Source organism: Faunimonas pinastri (genome assembly GCF_900110915.1).
GTDB classification, from domain to species: Bacteria; Pseudomonadota; Alphaproteobacteria; order Rhizobiales; family Afifellaceae; genus Faunimonas; species Faunimonas pinastri.
Map to the genome: position 1 here is coordinate 128,041 of NZ_FOFG01000002.1, position 18,550 is coordinate 146,590.

Consider the following 18,550-nt stretch of genomic DNA (forward strand, 5'->3'; position numbering starts at 1 on the left):
CCCGCCCCACGGCGCATCGAGGCGTTCATGACTAAAGTCACGCAGGATCATCATCAGTTCTACCTGACGGCCCCGACGCCCTGCCCGTATCTGCCCGGCCTGAAAGAACGCAAGGTTTTCACCCATCTCGTCGGCTCGCATGCCGGCGCGCTCAACGAAGTTCTGTCGCAGGGCGGCTTCCGGCGTAGCCAGTCCATAGCCTATCGCCCCGCCTGCGACGGCTGTTCCGCCTGCATCTCCGTCCGCATCGTCGTGGACGAGTTCAAGCCCAGCCAGAACATGCGCCGCGTGCTCCGCCACAATACAGATCTCGTCGGCCGGCACCGCGCCGCCGAAGCCAGCAGCGAGCAATACAGCCTGTTCCGCCATTATCTGGAAAGCCGCCACGCGGAGGGCGGCATGGCGCAGATGTCCGTGCTGGACTACGCCCTGATGGTCGAGGACAGCCATGTCGAGACCATGCTGGTGGAGTATCGTCGGCGCGGCCCCGACAGCGCCTTCAGCGAAAAGAGCGACGGCGATCTCGTCGGTTGCGCGCTGACCGATGTGCTCTCCGACGGTCTCTCGATGGTCTATTCGTTCTACGATCCGGGCGAGACAGCCCGTTCCATGGGCACCTTGATGATCCTGGAGCATGTCGAGCGGGCGCGCCGCATGGGCAAGCCGTATGTCTATCTCGGCTACTGGGTCGATGGGTCAGGCAAGATGGGCTACAAGGCCCGCTTCCTGCCGCAGGAGCGGCTGCTGCCGCAGGGCTGGACCCGCTTCGACTGACGCCCCCCGGGAGGCCCTCCCGCCAAAGCCCCCGCCCAGAGCCCCGCCGGGCATCTGCCATGCGGCCCCGGCACTGGACGCGTTCTCCTCCGTCGGTTAATCAGCCAACCTGCCTTTTTTCTCCGAAGCGGTCCCCACGTGAGCCATACACCCGACAACATGCCCGATCATGCGGGCCTGTCGCGCTCGCTCGTCACCGTCATGGCGGTCGCCTGCGGCGCCATCGTCGCGAACATCTACTACGCCCAGCCGCTTGTCGGGCTGATCGCCCCTTCCATCCGGCTCGACCAGAACGTCGCGAGTTTCGTGGTGACCCTGACGCAGCTCGGGTATTGCGTGGGGCTGATCCTGCTGGTGCCGCTTGGCGATCTCCTGGAGAACCGGAAGGCGATCGTGGTCACCTTGCTGGCTGCCGTCGTTGCCCTTCTTGCGGCCATGTTCGCCCCTTCCGCCGGCATCTTCCTGGCTGCCGCGCTGGCGATCGGCATCACCTCGGTCGCCGTGCAGATGCTGGTGCCGCTCGCCGCGCACATGGCGCCGGAGGAAACGCGCGGACGGGTCGTCGGCAATGTGATGGGCGGCCTGATCGCCGGCATCCTGCTGGCGCGACCGGTGGCGAGCCTGATCGCCGACTCGTTCGGCTGGCGCGCCGTCTTCGGCTTCTCCGCCGTCGTCACGATTCTGTTCACGATCCTGCTCGCCGCCAAGCTGCCGCGGCGCCAGCCGGCGCACGAGCTCTCCTATGCGGGCGCGCTCCGCTCGCTCTGGGGGATCTTCCGGGATACGCCGATCCTGCGCCGCCGGGCCGCATATCAGGCGGCCGTGTTCGCCAGCTTCGCCTTGTTCTGGACCGCCGCGCCGCTCGAACTCGCCGGACCGAACTTCAACATGACGCAGCGCGGCATCGCACTTTTCGCGCTGGCCGGCGCTGCCGGAGCGTTCGCCGCACCCATCGGCGGCCGCATCGCGGATCGCGGCTGGAGCAAGCCGGCGACCGCGCTGGCGCTGCTCCTCGTCGCGGCATCCTTCCTGCTCGCGCGGCTCGGCTCTTCCGGTTCGCTTGCGGCCATGGTGATCGCGGGCATCCTGCTCGACAGCGGCGTGCAGGCCAACCAGGTGATGGGCCAGCGCGAGATCTACTCGCTCCACCCCCATCTCCGCAGCCGCCTCAACGCGGTCTACATGGCCATCGTCTTCCTCGGTGGCTCGCTGGGCTCGGCGGTCGCCAGCGTCAGCTACACGCATGGCGGCTGGGGAACGGTGTGCTGGGTCGGTATCGCCTTTCCGCTGGCCGCACTCGCGTTCTATATGACGGAGCTCTTCGACTGACCCGGGTTTCCGCTTCATGCACAAGGTCTTCGGCATCGGCCTGAACAAGACGGGCACCAGCACACTGGGCGAATGCCTGATGACGCTGGGCTATCGCCACGTCTCCTTCCGCAGCGACATGCTGGGACATTGGACACGCCGGCACTTCACGCCGATCCTGGACGAAACCGAGAAATTCGATTCCTTCGAGGACTGGCCCTGGCCGCTGCTCTTCAAGGAATTCTACTGGCGCTACGGAGATCGCGCCCGCTTCGTGCTGACGCGCCGGTCGTCGCCGGAGGTCTGGGTGGAGAGCCTCAAGAAGCACTCGCTGAACACCCATCCAGACCGCCCGATGCGGCCCGTCATCTACGGCTACAAGTACCCGCACGGACGCGAGCGGGAGCACGTCGCCTTCTACGAGCGACACAATGCGGAGGCGCGCGCCTTCTTCGCCCGCGAGGCGCCGCACCTCCTGCTGGAGCTCTGCTGGGAAGATGGCGACCGCTGGGACAAGCTTTGCGCCTTTCTCGGCCATCCCGTGCCTGACGCGCCGTTCCCGCACATCAAGCCGCGCAGCACCGGCGTCGATCCCCGCATCCGCGACGCCAACGCCCGCAACATCGAGGCGCAGCTTGCGGCGATCGAGCGGGAAGGCTCATAGGTTGTCATGCACGAGGAATTGGTGGCGAACATGGCACTGACCACTCAGCAGCAAGACTTTGAGCTCGCGAAGGCGGCTCACGAACGTCATGGCAACACCGTGATCTCGCTTCTGCAGCACACGATCAGCTTGGGACTGGTGGCTCTAAGCGCCCCATTGGTGATAAATGGTGGAGCGCTCGCAGCGTTGCTGCACGTCCTTACTGAAGCACCCAATGCTCTCCAGTATCATCAAGGCCGCCTCAGTCTTGTGTTCGGCTATCTTCTTAGCGGCTTGATTGCCCCCGGCCTTGCAGCTGGAGCGGCGTACTTCTCCCAAGCGCTCTTCACAGAAGATTGGGGCTGCGCCGAATTTTGCTTCGAGAGACCATTCGTAAGGCATCGGAGAGGCCGCAAGTACTTCTGTGCGTGCGTGTTAAAGTGGGTGTCCGTTGCCCTGGTCGCCTCGAGCTACATTTCACTCGCGTTAGGATGCAACCAGTTCTGGCGCCTCCTGCTCAAGCTCGCAGCCTCCTAGCAGTTTAAACTCCCTCGACGCCGAATTTGTTGGATTTCGGCACGCCCTGCGGCGCGAGGCGGCCGGACTGGGCCCGGTCACCGATCCAGTCGCGGAGGTCGGTGATGGAACGCTGGTGCAAGCGCGCCGCGCCATCCGTCCAGGTCAGGCCGATCCCGGCGTCAAACACCCGCACATCGGAAATCTCGCCGTCCTTGTAGCGTTGCAGGCGGACGCCCTTGCCCCGGTTCATTTCAGGCAGCTGGCTTGCGGGGAAGACCAGCATCTTGCGGTTCGTGCCGATGACGGCGACCTGATCGCCGGTCGCCACGACACAGATCTTCGCTTCCTCCCCGGCGGAAACATTCAACACCTGCTTGCCCTTGCGGGTGTTTGCTACCAGCTCGCTTTCAGCGATCGTGAAGCCATAGCCGGAGGTCGAGGCCAGGAGCAGCTTGCGCGCCGGATCGTGCGCGAACAGCGTGACGACGTCCTGGTCCTTGTCCATGTCGACCATGATGCGCACCGGCTCGCCATGACCGCGCCCGCCCGGCAGCTTCGACGCATCCAGCGTGAAGAATTTGCCGCCGGTGGAGAAGAGCAGGATCTTGTCCGTCGTCTGGCAGTGGAAGGCGCGTTTCAGCCGGTCGCCCTCCTTGAAGGTGAGGCCGCCCAGATCCTGCAGGTGACCGCGCAGCGAGCGGATCCAGCCCTTCTCGGAGAGGACGATAGTGACCGGCTCCTTCTCGATCATGGCCTGGTGGATGTCGCCGAGGTCGATCACCGGCGCGTCCGCGAAGGTCGTGCGGCGGCGGCCGACCGGAGTATCCGGGCCGAAGGTCTTGCGAACCTCGCCGATTTCGAAGGCGATGACCTTCCACTGCTTTGCCTCGGAGGCGAGCAAGGCTTCGATCCCGGCCTTCTCCTTGGTAAGCTGATCGTGCTCCGTGCGGATCTCGAGTTCCTCCAGCTTGTGGAGGGCACGCAGCCGCATGTTGAGGATCGCCTCGACCTGCACGTCGGTCAGGCCGAACTTCGCGATCATCACCGCCTTCGGATCGTCCTCGAAGCGGATGATGCGGATCACCTCGTCGAGGTTCAGGAAGGCGATGAGATAGCCGGCCAGAACTTCCAGCCGGTGCTCGATCTTGCCGAGCCGATGCCTGGAACGGCGGACGAGGACGACCTGACGGTGGTCCAGCCATTCGACCAGCACGTCCTTCAGCGACAGGACATTCGGCACCTGGCCGCGCGACAGCACGTTCATGTTCATGGAGAACCGCGCTTCGAGGTCGCTCAGCTTGAACAGCGATTCCATAAGGAGCTCGGGATCGACGGTCCGGCTCTTCGGCTCGATCACGACGCGCACGACGTCCGTGCTTTCATCGCGGATATCGTTAACCAGCGGCAGCTTGCGCGTTTCGATCAGCCCGGCGATCTGTTCGATCAGGCGGCTTTTCTGCACCTGGTACGGGATCTCGGTGATGACCACCGACCACATGCCGCGGCCCGCATCTTCCTTCTCCCAGCGGGCGCGCATCTTGAAGCCGCCACGGCCGGTCCGGTAGGTTTCAGCGATCTCGGCGCGCGGCGAGACGACGATGCCGCCGGTCGGGAAATCCGGGCCCGGCACGAATTGCAGGAGATCGTCGACGCTGGCGTTCCGGTTGCCGATCAGATGCAGCGCGGCGTCGCAGAGTTCGGCGGCATTATGCGGCGGGATATTGGTCGCCATGCCGACCGCGATGCCGGAGGACCCGTTGGCGAGAAGGTTCGGGAAGGCACCGGGCAGCACCACCGGTTCCTCGTCCTCGCCGTCATAGGTCGGGCGGAAATCGACAGCGTCCTCGTCGATGCCGCGCAGGAGAAGCTCGGCGACATCGGTCATCCGCGCTTCGGTGTAGCGCATGGCCGCCGCGCTATCGCCGTCGATGTTGCCGAAATTGCCCTGCCCGTCGACCAGCGGATAGCGGACCGCAAAATCCTGCGCCAGACGCACCAGCGCATCGTAGATCGCCTGATCGCCATGGGGGTGGAAGTTACCCATGACTTCGCCGACGACCTTGGCGGACTTCTTGTAGCCGCCGGCCGGCAGCAGCCGCATCTCGCGCATGCCGTAGAGGATGCGTCGGTGAACCGGCTTCAGCCCGTCGCGAACGTCGGGCAACGCCCGGTTCATGATGGTAGACAGCGCGTAGGCGAGATAGCGCTCTTCCAGCGCCTCCCGCAGGTTGACGGGAAGGACTTGCCCGCCCTTTTCGTCGTCGCCGCCCGGAGGTGTGATGCTCTTGCCCATGCCGCACTCATACGACGCCGGGGCCGGGGCGACAATGTTCTATATATGTGCTAGTCGCGGGAAATGGCCGCTCCCCCCGCAGATATCCAACTCGAAGACCTCATCCAGCACCTCGCGCCGGGCACGCGCCTGCTCGGGCTGGACCTGGGCACCAAGACGATCGGGCTGGCGATCTCCGATCTCGGCTACCGCATCGCGACGCCATTCCACACCATCCGCCGGGTGAAGTTCACCAAGGACGCGGAAGAGCTGCTGGCGATCTGCGGCAAGGAGAAGGTCGCGGGCATGGTGCTGGGCCTGCCCATCAACATGAACGGCACGGAAGGCCCGCGCGTGCAGGCGACGCGCGCCTTCATCCGCTCCATGAAGCCGCTGACCGATATTCCCTTCGTCCTGTGGGACGAACGACTTTCGACCGCCGCCGCGGAACGCGCGATGATCGAGGCCGACATGTCGCGGCGAAAGCGGGCGGAAAAGATCGACGCGGCGGCCGCCGGGTTCATCCTCCAAGGCGCGCTGGACCGACTTTCGCAACTGCGCTCGCAACAGGCCCGCAACGCCCTCTAGGCTGCAGACACGAAAAAGGCCCGGCTGATGCCGGGCCTTTCCGAACGGCCGCAGATTAGTCCGGGCAGTTCGTCTTGGTCTTGGTCTCGGTACCGCTCATGTCCGATTTGGTCGTCTTCTCGGTCGAGCAACCCTCATCGCCGGGAGGCGGCGGGGGCGGAGGAGCATCGGCATCCGGGCCGGGCGGAGGCGGCGGAGGGGGCGGCGGCGGCTGATCGGTGGTGATCGTTGTCGTGCTGCTGCTCTGGGCGAACGCAACGGCCGGCAGCGAGGCGCTGAGGGCGCCGGCCGCGATCATCGCAAGCAGTCCTGCCTTGATCTTCATCGGACGCAGTCTCCTTCTCCTGATGGAGACCTTTAAACGGCTTTGTACCGCCCGCGTTCCCAAAAAGGTGAACCGACGGACGGTCTACCTGCTCCGGGGGACGGTCATGCCGGACAGAGATAATCCAGGAGCGCCCGGCAATCGTACCGCGCATCCATCATGCCGTAGGTCGAGCGCCACGGACGCCCCAGCCGCGTTTCGATGAAGGCATCCGCGATGGCGGCGGGATGGTCGCGGCGAAGCGCGGCCGCGGCGGCGGTCAGCGCCAGCTGCTCGGCCAGCATCCGGGCCGCTCCCTCATCCTCCAGCGCAACGGCGGCGGCGGCGGACAGCACGTCCACGGCGGCCCGCGCGCCCTGCCCCAGTTCCTCGCGGATCGTGCCGAGCACGAGTTGCAGCGTTTCGTCGTCGCGCCGCATGGCCCGCAGCATCTCCTGCGCCAGGAGGTTGCCCGGCGTTTCCCAGAGCGCGAAGGCCGGCGCATCGCGATAGGCGCGTGCGACCGTGCTGCTCTCGGAGAAGGCATTACCGCCGACGCATTCCATGGCTTCCGCCAGCAGCGCGGGCGCGCTTTTCGTGGTCCAGTATTTCACGACCGGCGCCATGAGGCGGACATAGGCGGCCTCCGCCGGCTGGTTTCCGGCCATGTCGAAGGCTTCCGCCAGCCTCAGCGACAAAGCCGTCGCGCCGGCGACGTCGAGCGCCATGTCGGCCAGCACCCGCTGCATCAGCGTGCGGTCGATCAGCGGGACGCCGAAATTGGCGCGGTGGCGCGCATGATGCACCGCCTCGGCAAAGCCGCCGCGCATTAAGCCGGCAGCGACGGCCCCGCAGTCCAGCCGGAGATAGGTCATGGTGTCGGCCATCACCGCCGGTCCCAGTCCGGGCTCGCCGATCAGGTAGCCGAACGCGCCGTCGAACTCGATCTCGGCCGCCGCATCCGCGCGCGTGCCCAGCTTGTCCTTCAGCCGCTCCAGCCGAATCGCGTTGACCCAGCCGTCGGGCATGTGACGGGGCACCAGGAAACAGCCGACTTCGCCATCGGCCAGCCGTACCAGCATCAGGATCGCGTCGGACATCGGCGCGGAAACGAACCATTTCTGCCCGGTGATGGCATAGAGCCCGTCGCCGCGACGCTCGGCCCGCGCCAGCAACGCACGAGGGTCGGAGCCGTTCTGCCGCTCGGCAACGGCCAGCGACACGGTGGCGCCCCGCTTTTCTCCGAGCGACCGGAAAGCGCGGTCGTAGGTGCGCGACAGGATCTGCGGCGCCCATTCCGCGACCACGCTTGAGGAATGCCTGAGGCTCGCCAGCGATGCGTTGGTCGTCGTCATGGCGGAGAGGTGGCCGCATTCCGTCTGGGCGGCCATGATGAGCCGCATGGCACGCGCCCGGTTGCGCACCCCCTGCTCGGCGCTCTCGCCTTCCCAGGGCGACGCATGCAGACCGGCGCCGATCGAATGCCGCATCAAGGCATGGTAAGCGGGGTGGAAGCTCACCTGATCCGAGCGCTCGCCCCGCGCGTCGTAGCGCTCCAGCTCCGGCAGATGGCGGTTCGCCAGCCGTGCCAGTTCGCGAGCATCGAAGGAGCCCCAGAAGCGGCCGAACTGGTCCAGGTTCTCGCGCACCGCATCTGGAAAGCCGGAAGCGCCACCCTCCAGAATCGGATTCGTCTGGAACAGGTTCACTCCGCCGTAAAGCGGCGGCTGGTTGAACAGGTTGGAAGTGGCCGGAGGCTCGTGCTGCGATGTCATCCCGCCCCGCATAGCACAGATCCGCGGGCTTCGGAGACCAAGCGGCGCGCTCTGCCGGGCCCCTCCACAGCCCATCCTGCGGATCATGACCGTTGCCGCTGCGGCGACGCTTGCCGTGCTGCCCGCGAAAGCCTATACGCCGGGCTTTAATGACCCAGTTCCAGCACCGTCACCTGCTCGGCATCGAGGGGCTTTCGCCGCTCGATATCCAATTCCTTCTCGATTCCGCGGCAGCTGCCGTCGATGTGAGCCGCCAGGCGGAGAAGAAGAAGGCCACCCTCCGGGGTCGCACCCAGATCAATCTCTTCTTCGAGGCGTCGACGCGCACGCAGTCCTCGTTCGAGCTGGCCGGCAAGCGGCTTGGCGCCGACGTGATGAACATGGCGGTCGCGCAGTCCTCGGTGAAGAAGGGCGAGACGCTGATCGACACGGCGATGACGCTGAACGCCATGCGGCCGGATCTCCTGGTCGTCCGCCATCATGCCGCCGGCGCGGTCGCGCTCCTGGCCCAGAAGGTGGAATGCTCTGTCATCAATGCCGGCGACGGCGCGCATGAGCATCCCACCCAGGCGCTGCTCGATGCGCTCACGATCCGGCGCCACAAGGGCAAGCTCGCGGGCCTCGTCGTGGCGATCTGCGGCGATGTCAGACACTCCCGCGTGGCGCGATCGAATATCCTGCTCCTGAACGCCATGGGCGCGCAGGTCCGCGTCGTCGCCCCGACAACGCTGCTTCCCTCCGCGATCGAGGAACTCGGCGTAACCGTCTTTACCGACATGCGAAAAGGGTTGGCGGATGCGGACGTCGTCATGATGCTTCGCCTCCAGCGCGAGCGGATGGCGGCCGCCTATGTGCCGAGCGTGCGCGAATATTTCCGCTTCTTCGGGCTGGACCGGGAGAAGCTCTCCCACGCCAAGCCGGACGCCATCGTGATGCATCCGGGCCCGATGAACCGCGGCGTCGAGATCGATCCGCTGATCGCCGACGGCGTGCAGAGCGTGATCCGCGAGCAGGTCGAGATGGGCGTCGCCGTCCGCATGGCCGTGCTGGAAGCGCTCGGCCAGCATCTTTCGTCAACACCGGTCCAGAACTGAGGCGCCGACATGCAGAACTCTTCGGCTCCTCGCCCGCTTCTCCTGCAGAACTGCCGCGTCGTCGATCCTTCTCGACGGCTCGATGCGCGCGGCTCCGTCCTCGTCGCCGACGGCGTGATCCAGGCCGCTGGGCCGGATGCGCTGAACCAGGGTGCGCCCGAGGGCGCCGAGATCGTGGAATGCCGGGGCAAGACCGTGATTCCCGGCCTTGTCGACATGCGCGTCTTCGTGGGCGAGCCCGGCGCTGAGCATCGCGAGACGCTGGAAAGCGCGAGCCGGGCGGCGGCGGCCGGCGGCGTCACCACCATCACCACCATGCCGGACACCGATCCGGTGATCGACGATCCGGCGCTCGTGGATTTCATCCTCCGCCGCGCCCGCGATACGGCGATTGTGCGGGTCCACCCCATGGCGGCCCTGACGCATGGGCTGAAGGGCGAGGAGATCGCCGAGTTCGGCCTGCTCAAGGAGGCGGGAGCCGTCGCCTTCACGCAAGGCCGGCATTCGCTGCGCAATTCGCAGGTGATGCGCAACGCCCTCACCTATGCGCGCGATTTCGACGCCCTCGTCGTCCACCACACCGAGGACCCGGACCTCGCCGGCTCCGGCGTGATGAATGCCGGCGAGAGGGCGACACGGCTCGGACTTTCCGGCATTCCGCGCGAAGCCGAATCGATCATGCTGGACCGCGATCTCCGCCTCGCCCGGCTGACGCGCGCCCGCTACCATGCCGCCCAGCTTTCCTGCGCGCAGTCGCTCTGGTCCATGCGGCAGGCCAAGGCCGATGGCGTTCCCGCGACCGCCGGCGCGGCCATCGCCCATCTCACGCTGAACGAGTTCGACGTCGGCGCCTACCGGACCTTCTTCAAGATGTCGCCGCCGCTCCGCTCCGAGGACGATCGCCGCGCCATGGTGGAAGCCTTGGCCGACGGCACGCTGGACGTGATCTGTTCGGCGCACGACCCGCAGGACGTGGAAGGCAAGCGCCAGCCTTTCGCCGATGCCGCCGACGGCGCCGTTGGGCTGGAAACGCTGCTCGCGGCGGGCCTCCGCCTCGTCCACAACGAGGACGTCTCGCTGCTTCGCCTGATCGATGCGATGAGCACGCGTCCGGCCGCCCTGCTCGGCCTTTCCTCCGGCACGCTGCAGCCCGGCGCGGCGGCTGACCTGGCCCTGGTCGATCTCGACCAGCCCTGGGTGGTGACGGAGGATCAGCTTCATTCCCGCGCTCTGAACACGGCCTTCGAGGGCGCGCGAATGGCAGGACGCGTGCAGCGGACGCTTGTTGCCGGGCACACGGTCTACCAATACGGTTGAGCCGCTAGGGGGGCGGGTTCATGACGGAATTTTCAGGCTGGGCGGACGCCTGGCCCTATTACCTTGGCGCGCTTGTCATCGGCTATCTGCTTGGCTCGATACCGTTCGGCCTGATCTTCACGCGCATGGCGGGTCTCGGCGACATCCGCGCGATCGGCTCCGGCAATATCGGCGCGACCAACGTCCTGCGCACCGGAAACAAGAAGCTCGCCGCCGCCACCCTTCTCTGCGACGCGCTGAAGGGCATGGCGGCCGTTCTCATCGTGTCGCTCTGGGTCGGACGTCACGCGCCCGCGCTCGTCGGACCCGCCGATGCCGCGACCGGCCTCGTCGCGATCGGCCCGGCCGCCCTGGCGGCTCTTGGAGCCTTTCTCGGTCATTGCTTCCCCATCTGGCTCGGCTTTCGCGGCGGCAAGGGCGTGGCGACATTCCTCGGCCTGCTGCTCGCTTTGCACTGGCCCACCTTCCTGGCCGTCGCGGTGGTCTGGATCGTCGTGGCCTTCCTCACGCGCTACTCCTCGCTTTCCGCGCTGATGGGCAGCGCAGCCGCGCCGATCATCCTGTTCCTGTTCGGACGGGTGGAGCTTTCGGAAGTCTTCCTCGTCCTGACACTGATCCTCTGGTGGCGCCACCGGACCAATATCCGTCGCCTGGTTTCCGGTGAGGAAAGCCGGATCGGCAGGAAATAATGGCCATTTCGCCCCGGGATCCGGATCAGCAGACCTTTCCGCTCAGCGACGAGCAACGGCTGGCATGGCTGCGGCTAATTCGCAGCGAGAATGTCGGCCCGGCGACCTTCAAAAATCTCATCGGCCATTTCGGCTCGGCGCAGAGGGCCATCGAAGCGGCCCCCAACCTGTCCCGCCGCGGCGGTCGGGCGATCCGCATCGCCAGCCGACCGGACGCGGAGCGCGAACTCGAAGCCGCCACGCGCGCCGGCATCCGGTTCGTGGGCATGGGCGAGCCGGATTACCCGCCATGGCTGCGCCATGCCGATGCGCCGCCGCCGCTCCTCTCCGTGCGCGGCTCGGTGGCGGGATTGACGCGTCCCGCGGTCGCCATCGTCGGGGCGCGGAACGCTTCGGTCGCCGGACGCAAGATGGCCTTCATGCTGGCGCGCGATCTCGGGGAAGCCGGGCTCCTGGTCGTGTCCGGCCTGGCACGCGGCATCGATTCGTCCGCGCATGAGGCTTCTATCCGCACAGGCACGGTCGCGGTATTCGCCGGCGGTGCAGACGTACTCTATCCGCCGGAGAACGCGGGGCTCCTCGCAGCCATCCTCGAGCATGACGGAGCCGCGATCAGCGAGATGCCGATCGGCTGGGAGCCTCGGGCGCGGGATTTCCCAAGGCGCAACCGCATCATTGCGGGCATGACGCTGGCCACGGTGGTCGTGGAGGCCGCCGAGCGTTCAGGCTCCCTCATCACGGCGCGGCTGGCGCTGGAGCAGAACCGGGAGGTCATGGCCGTGCCGGGTTCGCCGATCGACCCGCGCGCCGGCGGCTCCAACGGATTATTGAAGCAGGGTGCGCGGCTCGTGACCGAGGCACGCGACGTCACGGAGGCCCTGGCGCCCCTGCTCGGCCGATTTTCCGAGCCGGCATCCGCGACCGGAGAGTTCTCGGCCCCGGACATCCAGGATTTCGAGCCGGCGGATACGGACCGCGACCGCCTGTACGAGGCGCTCGGACCCACACCCGTCGGTCTCGACGATATCATCCGGTTTACCGGGCTGGCACCGCGCACTGTCCAGGTCCTGCTGCTGGAGCTCGACCTGGCCGGGCGCGTCGAACGCCACCCGGGATCGCTGATCTCCCTGCGCTAGAAAGGGACAGGAAGCCTTTCAGCCCCGCGCGACTTCTTCCTCGCGGCTCGCTTCCCGCCATGCCTCGAGCACCACCATCTCGGCAAGGTAGGAAACCAGCGGAAGATGCTGCGCCCTGGCCATCCGCGAGAGCTGCGCCGCCGTCACGGCGATGTGTTCCGCAGCGCGCAAGCGTCCTTCGTGCCTCCCGATAATCCCATCCTCCCCGTTGTTGCCATTCTGCATTCTCTAGGTCTCGCCCAACACCCGATATTCCTATACTCTCCTTACAGTTGTGGGGTCTGCAACCATTTTCTCCAACCCGGCCGGGACATTTGCAGTTGCCCTTACGGTCCCTTCCCCTTGACCGGAGCTTCAAGGCAATCCAATTGACGCTCCGACAGACGAACACCGCGCCCTCTCGCGGACGGAGCATTTCATGGACCTCGTGATTGTCGAGTCGCCGGCCAAGGCGAAGACGATCAACAAGTATCTCGGCTCGAACTATCAGGTTCTGGCGTCCTACGGGCATGTCCGCGATCTGCCTTCCAAGGACGGTTCCGTTCGCCCCGACGACGACTTCTCGATGGACTGGGAGCTGGATGCCAAGGGCAAGAAGCGGATGGCCGACATCACCGCCGCCGCCCGGGACGCCGATAGGCTGATCCTCGCCACCGATCCGGATCGCGAGGGCGAGGCGATCTCGTGGCACGTGCTGCAGATCCTGCGGGAGAAGAAGGCGCTGCGCGACAAGCCGGTCGAGCGCGTCGTGTTCAACGCCATCACCAAGAACGCGATCCTGGATGCGATGAAGCATCCGCGCATGATCGACGAGGCGCTGGTCGACGCCTATCTGGCCCGCCGCGCACTCGATTATCTCGTGGGCTTCAACCTTTCGCCCGTGCTGTGGCGCAAGCTGCCGGGCGCGCGCTCGGCGGGACGCGTGCAGTCCGTGGCGCTTCGCCTCGTCTGCGACCGCGAATCCGAGATCGAGCGCTTCCGCCCGCAGGAATACTGGTCGGTCCTGGCGCAGCTTGCGACGCCGAAGGATCTTCCCGTACAGGCACGGCTGGTCGGGCTGGACGGTCGGAAGATCGAGCGCCTGACCATCGGCGAAGGCGACGAAGCCAACGCGGTGAAGGCGCGGCTTGAATCGGCTACCTTTTCCGTCACCGGCGTCGAATCGCGGCCGCAGAAGCGCAATCCGCAGCCGCCCTTCACGACCTCCACCCTGCAGCAGGAAGCGCAGCGCAAGCTCGGCTTCAATGCCAGCCGCACCATGCAGGTGGCGCAGCGGCTCTACGAGGGCATCGAGCTCGGCGGCGAGACGGTGGGCCTCATCACCTACATGCGGACCGACGGCGTCGACATGGCGCCGGAAGCCCTTGCCGCGACGCGCGACGTGATCGGCTCGGAATATGGCGCACGCTATCTGCCGCAGAGCCCGCGCCAGTATCACGCCAAGGCAAAGAACGCGCAGGAAGCGCACGAAGCGATCCGCCCGACGGAGCTTTCGCGCCTGCCCAAGGACGTCTCCCGCTATCTTGACCGCGACCAGGAGCGGCTCTACGAGCTGATCTGGAAGCGCACCATCGCCAGCCAGATGGCGTCGGCGGAGATGGAGCGCACCACCGTCGATATCCTCGCGAAAGACCCGAAAGGTCAGGCCGAGCTTCGCGCCACCGGCACCGTCGTCCGCTTCGACGGCTTCCTGACGCTTTACCAGGAAGGCCGCGACGACGACGACGACGACGACGGCGGTCGCCTGCCCGCCATGTCGGCCGGCGATGCGCTGGGCCGCAAGACCATCGAGGCCACGCAGCACTTCACAGAGCCGCCGCCGCGCTACACCGAAGCGTCGCTGATCAAGAAGATGGAAGAGCTCGGCATCGGCCGGCCCTCCACCTATGCCGCGACCATGGGCGTGCTGCGCGAGCGCGGCTATGTCCGCGACGACAAGAAGCGCCTCGTCCCGGAGGACAAGGGCCGGCTCGTCACGTCGTTCCTGGAGAATTTCTTCCGCCGCTACGTGGAATACGACTTCACGGCGGACCTTGAGGAAAAGCTCGACGGCATCTCCGCCGGCATCCTCGCCTGGAAGGACGTGCTCCGAGACTTCTGGCGCGACTTCAACGCCAATATCGGAGAGACCAAGGAACTCCGCGTTTCCGATGTGCTCGATGCGCTGAACGACGCGCTGGGCGACTTCATCTTCCCCGCCCGGGAAGACGGGAGCGATCCGCGCACCTGCCCCGTCTGCGACAGCGGCAGGTTGTCGCTGAAGCTCGGCAAGTTCGGTTCGTTCATCGGCTGCTCCAACTACCCGGAATGCCGATACACCCGCCAGTTCTCCGATCCGAACGGCGAGGCCGGCGGCAACGCGACGATCAGCGCGGAAGGCACCGTGCTCGGTCAGGATCCGGACACCGCGGTGCCCGTGGTGCTGAAGTCCGGCCGGTTCGGCCCCTATGTTCAACTCGGTTCCGACGAGGCCGGCGATAAGCCGAAACGCGCCAGCCTTCCGCGCGGCTGGACGGTCGAGCAGCTCGATCTGGAAGCCGCGCTGAAGCTTCTCTCCCTGCCTCGTCCGGTCGGAGTGCATCCGGAGACGGGCAAGGAAATCGTTGCCGGCATCGGACGTTACGGGCCGTTCATCCAGCACGATGGCAAGTACGCCAACCTGGAGAACGTGGACGAGGTCTTCACCGTCGGCGCCAACCGCGCCATCACGCTTCTCGCGGAAAAACAGAGCCGTGGCAGCTCGCGCACGGCGGCCGCGCCGCTCAAGGAGCTCGGCGAGCATCCGGCGCTCGGCGGGCCGGTGACGGTTCACGAGGGCCGCTACGGTCCCTATATCAAGCATGGCAAGGTGAATGCCACGCTGCCGAAATCCGTGCCGCCGCAGGACGTGACAATGGATCAGGCGGTGGCGCTGATCGCGGAGAAGGCGGGCAAGACGCCGGTTAAGCCGACCCGCGCCAAGGCGAAGGCAAGCCCCAAGAAGGATGCCGACACGGAAAAGGCGCCTGCCAAGAAGAAGGCTCCGGCCAAAGCCAAGGCTCCCGCCAACGCGAAGGCTCCGGCCAAAACCAAGGCCGTCGAACCGGCGGCCGAATAGACAGAAGCGAGACATTGGCCAAGGCACGCAAGGGCGAAACCCCACAGATCCTGCCCAGCCGGGAAGACATCCTGGCCTTCATCGCCCAAGCGCCGGGCAAAGTGGGCAAGCGGGAAATCGCGCGTGCCTTCGGCATCTCGGGCGGTGACAAGATCGGGCTGAAGCGCGTGCTCCGCGAGATGTCGGATGACGGCGCGATCAGCGGTCCGCGCACCAAGCTTCGCCGGCCGGGCGACCTGCCTTCCGTGACCGTCCTCATGATCGAGGCCATCGACGATCAGGGCGATCCCGTCGGCCGCCCCGTCGAGTGGGACGAGGAATGGGGCGAGGCGCCTCGCATCAGGGTCCCGGCCGATCGCGCGAAGGGCCGTGCCCGCGCCATGACCGCTCCCGGCATCGGCGACCGCGTGCTGGCCCGACTGGTGCCTGAAGATGGCGGCCAGGGCTATGTCGGCCGCGTGATCAAGATGCTTGAGCGGAAGCCGCCGGCCATGCTCGGCATTTTCCGCATGATCGACGGCCAGCGCCGCATCGTCCCCGTGGACCGCAAGGGCACGGAATACGTCGTGCCGCCGGATGGCGACAAGGACGCCGAGGACGGCGAACTCGTCTCCGTCGAGGTGATGCGCGGCCGCAGCTTCGGCCTGCCCGCCGCGCGCGTGAAGGAGCGGATCGGCGACGTCTCCTCGGAAAAGGCGATCAGCCTGATCGCGCTGGAAGAACACGGCATTCCCTATGTCTTCCCGCAGTCGGTTCTGGACGAGGCGGAAGGCGCCGAGCCGGCGAGCATGTCGCACCGCGAGGATTGGCGCGGCCTGCCGCTGATCACCATAGACCCCGTCGATGCGCGCGACCATGACGACGCCGTCTATGCCGAGCCCGATCCGGACAGCCCCGGCGGCTTCGTGGTGACCGTAGCCATCGCCGATGTCGCCTATTACGTCCGCCCCGACAATGCGCTCGACCGCGAAGCGGTGAAGCGCGGCAACTCCGTCTATTTCCCCGGCCGCGTCGTACCCATGCTGCCGGAGCGGATCTCCAACGACCTCTGTTCGCTGCGCGAAGGCGAGGACCGGCCGGCCATGGCGGTCCGCATGCACTTCAACGCCGATGGCCGGAAGACCGCGCACCGCTTCCATCGCGTGATGATGCGGTCGTCTGCCAAGCTTTCCTACCAGCAGGCGCAGGCGGCGATCGAAGGCCGTACGGACGAGAAGACCGGCCCGCTGCTGGAACCCGTGCTGAAGCCCCTATGGCAAGCCTATGGTGTGCTGGCCAAGGGGCGCGACGCGCGCGAGCCGCTGGCGATCGACCTGCCGGAGCGCAAGGTGATCCTGGCCGAGAACGGCTCGGTGGATCGCATCGTGGTGCCGCCGCGCCTGGAGGCGCACCGCCTGATCGAGGAATTCATGATCCAGGCGAACGTCGCGGCGGCGGAAACGCTGGAAGCGCGGCATGCGCCTGTGGTCTACCGCATCCACGACGAGCCCTCCTTCGAGAAGCTCGACGCGCTCCGGGACTTCCTCGGCACGCTGGACATGAGCCTGCCCAAGGCCGGCAACATCCGGCCAAGCCAGTTGAACAACATCCTCGGCCGCGTCGAGGAGACGCCGAACGCTATCCTCGTCAACGAGGTGATGCTGCGCTCGCAGAGCCAGGCCGTCTATTCCATCGAGAATATCGGCCATTTCGGCCTGAACCTGCGCCGCTACGCCCATTTCACCTCGCCGATCCGCCGCTATGCCGACCTGCTGGTCCACCGCTCGCTGATCTCCGCGCTGGGGCTCGGCGAAGGCGGCCTGCGGGCAGCGGATGAGAAGGCTCTCGACAATATCGCCGGCGAGATCTCCACCGCCGAGCGCCGCGCCATGGCGGCCGAGCGCGACACGGTCGACCGGCTGATCGCGACCTGGCTTGCCGATCGCGTGGGCGCGACCTTCACCGGCCGCGTGCGGGGCGTCACCCGGTCGGGCCTTTTCGTCGAGCTCGCCGACAGCGGCGCCGACGGGTTCATCCCGATCTCCACCATCGGAGACGACTTCTACGAATTCCACGAGGCGCATCATCGGCTGGTCGGGCGAAACTCCGGCGAAACGTTCCAGCTGGGCGATGCTGTCGAAGTCCGGCTGGCGGAGGCGCTGCCCTTTGCCGGCAGCCTTCGCTTCGAACTGGTCGGCGAAGGCCGGACCGGCCGCCCCTCGTCCCGCCGCAAGCCGGAGGGCAAGCGGTTCTCAGGCAAGCCGGCACGGACCCCTCCCGCGGCGGCACGCGAACCACGCAGCCGCAAGCCTAGCTCCCGCAAGCCGGGTGGCGACGACAATGGTTCCAGGAAGGGACCGCGCCCCTCCCGACGCGAGCGGGGCCGGTGAGTTTCATCGAGCGGGTCCCGCCGCGCGAACAGCGCAATGCCTGGGAAGCCACGCTCAAGGGCGCCAGGGGACGCTGCCCCCGCTGCGGCAAGGGCGCCCTCTTCAACGGTTATCTCAAGGTGGCCGACACCTGCCCGGTCTGCGGCGAGGAACTGTTTCACCACCGCGCCGACGATGCGCCGCCCTACCTCACCATCACGATCGTGGGCCACATCCTTGTCGCCCTGGTGCTCTGGGTGGAGGTGGAATACTCCCCGCCGCTCTGGCTGCACCTTGCCTTGTGGTTTCCGCTCACCATCCTGCTCTCCCTCGTGATCCTTCCGATCGCCAAGGGCGCGATCGTCGGGCTGCAATGGGGATTCGGGATGCACGGCTTCGGGGATGAGACTCCGGAACCGACGGGAGATTCGGAGCTTGTCGCCCCGGCGGCCGTCGGGCCCGGTGTGAGCGCACCGCCGGATGGGTCGGGAAACAAGGATGCGTCATGATGCCCGTCACATCTCCGCCAATTCAGTGGAGCATTGTGAGTTGTTGAGGCGCGTGCCCGTGCCTGAGCCCTTTCCGCTTGGCAGTCATGCCACGGGAGGGTTACCGGTCTTTCTGGAAAGGGCGGATGAAAGCCGTGGAACGATGAGTTTCAACCCGCCTCAAGTTCCGAAGCATTA

At 66.5% G+C, this 18,550-nt stretch carries 16 protein-coding genes; 12 read left to right on the top strand and 4 right to left on the bottom strand.

Annotation, left to right across the window (positions count from 1 at the left end; genetic code table 11):
• The first annotated feature begins 27 nt into the window (after positions 1–27).
• The 4 genes from BMY25_RS03880 to BMY25_RS03895 all read left to right on the top strand — a co-directional run bounded on the left by BMY25_RS03880 (position 28) and on the right by BMY25_RS03895 (position 3,262).
• Positions 28–774, top strand: a complete 747-nt coding sequence (locus tag BMY25_RS03880; protein ID WP_092495305.1) for an arginyltransferase — start codon at positions 28–30, stop codon at positions 772–774.
• Positions 775–933: 159 nt separating this feature from the next.
• Positions 934–2,103, top strand: coding sequence for an MFS transporter (locus tag BMY25_RS03885; RefSeq protein WP_238858167.1), 1,170 nt, complete (start codon positions 934–936; stop codon positions 2,101–2,103).
• Between the two features lie 16 nt (positions 2,104–2,119).
• Entirely contained in the window at positions 2,120–2,746 is a 627-nt protein-coding gene (locus tag BMY25_RS03890; RefSeq protein WP_092495306.1) for a sulfotransferase family protein, read from the top strand.
• 30 nt (positions 2,747–2,776) lie between these two features.
• Complete coding sequence (locus BMY25_RS03895; RefSeq protein WP_143061866.1) at positions 2,777–3,262, top strand: hypothetical protein; 486 nt, start codon at positions 2,777–2,779, stop codon at positions 3,260–3,262.
• Positions 3,263–3,266: 4 nt separating this feature from the next.
• Here BMY25_RS03895 and parC read toward each other — a convergent pair whose 3' ends face one another.
• Positions 3,267–5,537: a DNA topoisomerase IV subunit A gene (gene parC / locus BMY25_RS03900; protein WP_092495308.1), complete on the bottom strand. Its 2,271-nt coding sequence runs from the start codon at positions 5,535–5,537 to the stop codon at positions 3,267–3,269.
• A 63-nt stretch (positions 5,538–5,600) separates the two neighbouring features.
• Here parC and ruvX point away from each other — a divergent pair, with 63 nt between their 5' ends.
• Positions 5,601–6,104: a Holliday junction resolvase RuvX gene (gene ruvX, locus BMY25_RS03905; protein WP_092495309.1), complete on the top strand. Its 504-nt coding sequence runs from the start codon at positions 5,601–5,603 to the stop codon at positions 6,102–6,104.
• A 55-nt stretch (positions 6,105–6,159) separates the two neighbouring features.
• Here the strand turns inward: ruvX and BMY25_RS20685 are convergent, their stop codons facing one another.
• A complete protein-coding gene (locus BMY25_RS20685) occupies positions 6,160–6,429 on the bottom strand; it encodes a hypothetical protein (protein WP_092495310.1) in 270 nt (89 codons plus the stop codon).
• Between the two features lie 104 nt (positions 6,430–6,533).
• Entirely contained in the window at positions 6,534–8,183 is a 1,650-nt protein-coding gene (locus BMY25_RS03915) for an acyl-CoA dehydrogenase family protein (protein ID WP_092495311.1), read from the bottom strand.
• A gap of 149 nt (positions 8,184–8,332) precedes the next feature.
• Between BMY25_RS03915 and BMY25_RS03920 the strand changes: the two genes are divergently transcribed.
• Genes BMY25_RS03920 through dprA form a run of 4 tightly spaced genes read left to right on the top strand, consistent with a single transcriptional unit; the run spans position 8,333 to position 12,419 of the window.
• The gene (locus BMY25_RS03920; protein WP_092495312.1) at positions 8,333–9,277 is read left to right on the top strand and encodes an aspartate carbamoyltransferase catalytic subunit; all 945 of its coding nucleotides are present in this window, start codon (positions 8,333–8,335) and stop codon (positions 9,275–9,277) included.
• A 9-nt stretch (positions 9,278–9,286) separates the two neighbouring features.
• Positions 9,287–10,594 (top strand): dihydroorotase, encoded by a 1,308-nt coding sequence (locus tag BMY25_RS03925; RefSeq protein WP_092495313.1) that lies wholly within the window; start codon positions 9,287–9,289, stop codon positions 10,592–10,594.
• A gap of 20 nt (positions 10,595–10,614) precedes the next feature.
• The gene (gene plsY, locus BMY25_RS03930) at positions 10,615–11,283 is read left to right on the top strand and encodes a glycerol-3-phosphate 1-O-acyltransferase PlsY (protein WP_092495314.1); all 669 of its coding nucleotides are present in this window, start codon (positions 10,615–10,617) and stop codon (positions 11,281–11,283) included.
• Complete coding sequence (gene dprA, locus BMY25_RS03935; RefSeq protein WP_092495315.1) at positions 11,283–12,419, top strand: DNA-processing protein DprA; 1,137 nt, start codon at positions 11,283–11,285, stop codon at positions 12,417–12,419. Before plsY ends, dprA begins: the two co-directional genes overlap by 1 nt.
• 18 nt (positions 12,420–12,437) lie before the next feature.
• Here dprA and BMY25_RS20690 read toward each other — a convergent pair whose 3' ends face one another.
• Positions 12,438–12,590 (bottom strand): hypothetical protein, encoded by a 153-nt coding sequence (locus tag BMY25_RS20690; RefSeq protein ID WP_177176687.1) that lies wholly within the window; start codon positions 12,588–12,590, stop codon positions 12,438–12,440.
• Between the two features lie 247 nt (positions 12,591–12,837).
• On the opposite strand from BMY25_RS20690, the gene topA reads away from it, so the two are divergent.
• Genes topA through BMY25_RS03955 form a run of 3 tightly spaced genes read left to right on the top strand, consistent with a single transcriptional unit; the run spans position 12,838 to position 18,373 of the window.
• On the top strand, positions 12,838–15,516 hold the full coding sequence (gene topA, locus BMY25_RS03945; RefSeq protein WP_092495317.1) for a type I DNA topoisomerase: 2,679 nt from the start codon (positions 12,838–12,840) through the stop codon (positions 15,514–15,516).
• 14 nt (positions 15,517–15,530) lie between these two features.
• Entirely contained in the window at positions 15,531–17,885 is a 2,355-nt protein-coding gene (rnr, locus tag BMY25_RS03950) for a ribonuclease R (protein ID WP_238858148.1), read from the top strand.
• Positions 17,882–18,373, top strand: a complete 492-nt coding sequence (locus BMY25_RS03955) for a DUF983 domain-containing protein (protein ID WP_092495318.1) — start codon at positions 17,882–17,884, stop codon at positions 18,371–18,373. The genes rnr and BMY25_RS03955 overlap by 4 nt, the downstream gene beginning before the upstream one ends.
• Positions 18,374–18,550 lie beyond the last annotated feature (177 nt).

Excerpts from the sequence above, each read along its gene's own strand:
- BMY25_RS03880 (WP_092495305.1), top strand. The coding sequence starts at position 28 with ATGACTAAAGTCACGCAGGATCATCATCAGTTCTACCTGACGGCCCCG.
- BMY25_RS03885 (WP_238858167.1), top strand. The coding sequence starts at position 934 with ATGCCCGATCATGCGGGCCTGTCGCGCTCGCTCGTCACCGTCATGGCG.
- BMY25_RS03890 (WP_092495306.1), top strand. The coding sequence starts at position 2,120 with ATGCACAAGGTCTTCGGCATCGGCCTGAACAAGACGGGCACCAGCACA.
- BMY25_RS03895 (WP_143061866.1), top strand. The coding sequence starts at position 2,777 with ATGGCACTGACCACTCAGCAGCAAGACTTTGAGCTCGCGAAGGCGGCT.
- parC (WP_092495308.1), bottom strand. The coding sequence starts at position 5,537 with ATGGGCAAGAGCATCACACCTCCGGGCGGCGACGACGAAAAGGGCGGG.
- ruvX (WP_092495309.1), top strand. The coding sequence starts at position 5,601 with ATGGCCGCTCCCCCCGCAGATATCCAACTCGAAGACCTCATCCAGCAC.
- BMY25_RS20685 (WP_092495310.1), bottom strand. The coding sequence starts at position 6,429 with ATGAAGATCAAGGCAGGACTGCTTGCGATGATCGCGGCCGGCGCCCTC.
- BMY25_RS03915 (WP_092495311.1), bottom strand. The coding sequence starts at position 8,183 with ATGACATCGCAGCACGAGCCTCCGGCCACTTCCAACCTGTTCAACCAG.
- BMY25_RS03920 (WP_092495312.1), top strand. The coding sequence starts at position 8,333 with ATGACCCAGTTCCAGCACCGTCACCTGCTCGGCATCGAGGGGCTTTCG.
- BMY25_RS03925 (WP_092495313.1), top strand. The coding sequence starts at position 9,287 with ATGCAGAACTCTTCGGCTCCTCGCCCGCTTCTCCTGCAGAACTGCCGC.
- plsY (WP_092495314.1), top strand. The coding sequence starts at position 10,615 with ATGACGGAATTTTCAGGCTGGGCGGACGCCTGGCCCTATTACCTTGGC.
- dprA (WP_092495315.1), top strand. The coding sequence starts at position 11,283 with ATGGCCATTTCGCCCCGGGATCCGGATCAGCAGACCTTTCCGCTCAGC.
- topA (WP_092495317.1), top strand. The coding sequence starts at position 12,838 with ATGGACCTCGTGATTGTCGAGTCGCCGGCCAAGGCGAAGACGATCAAC.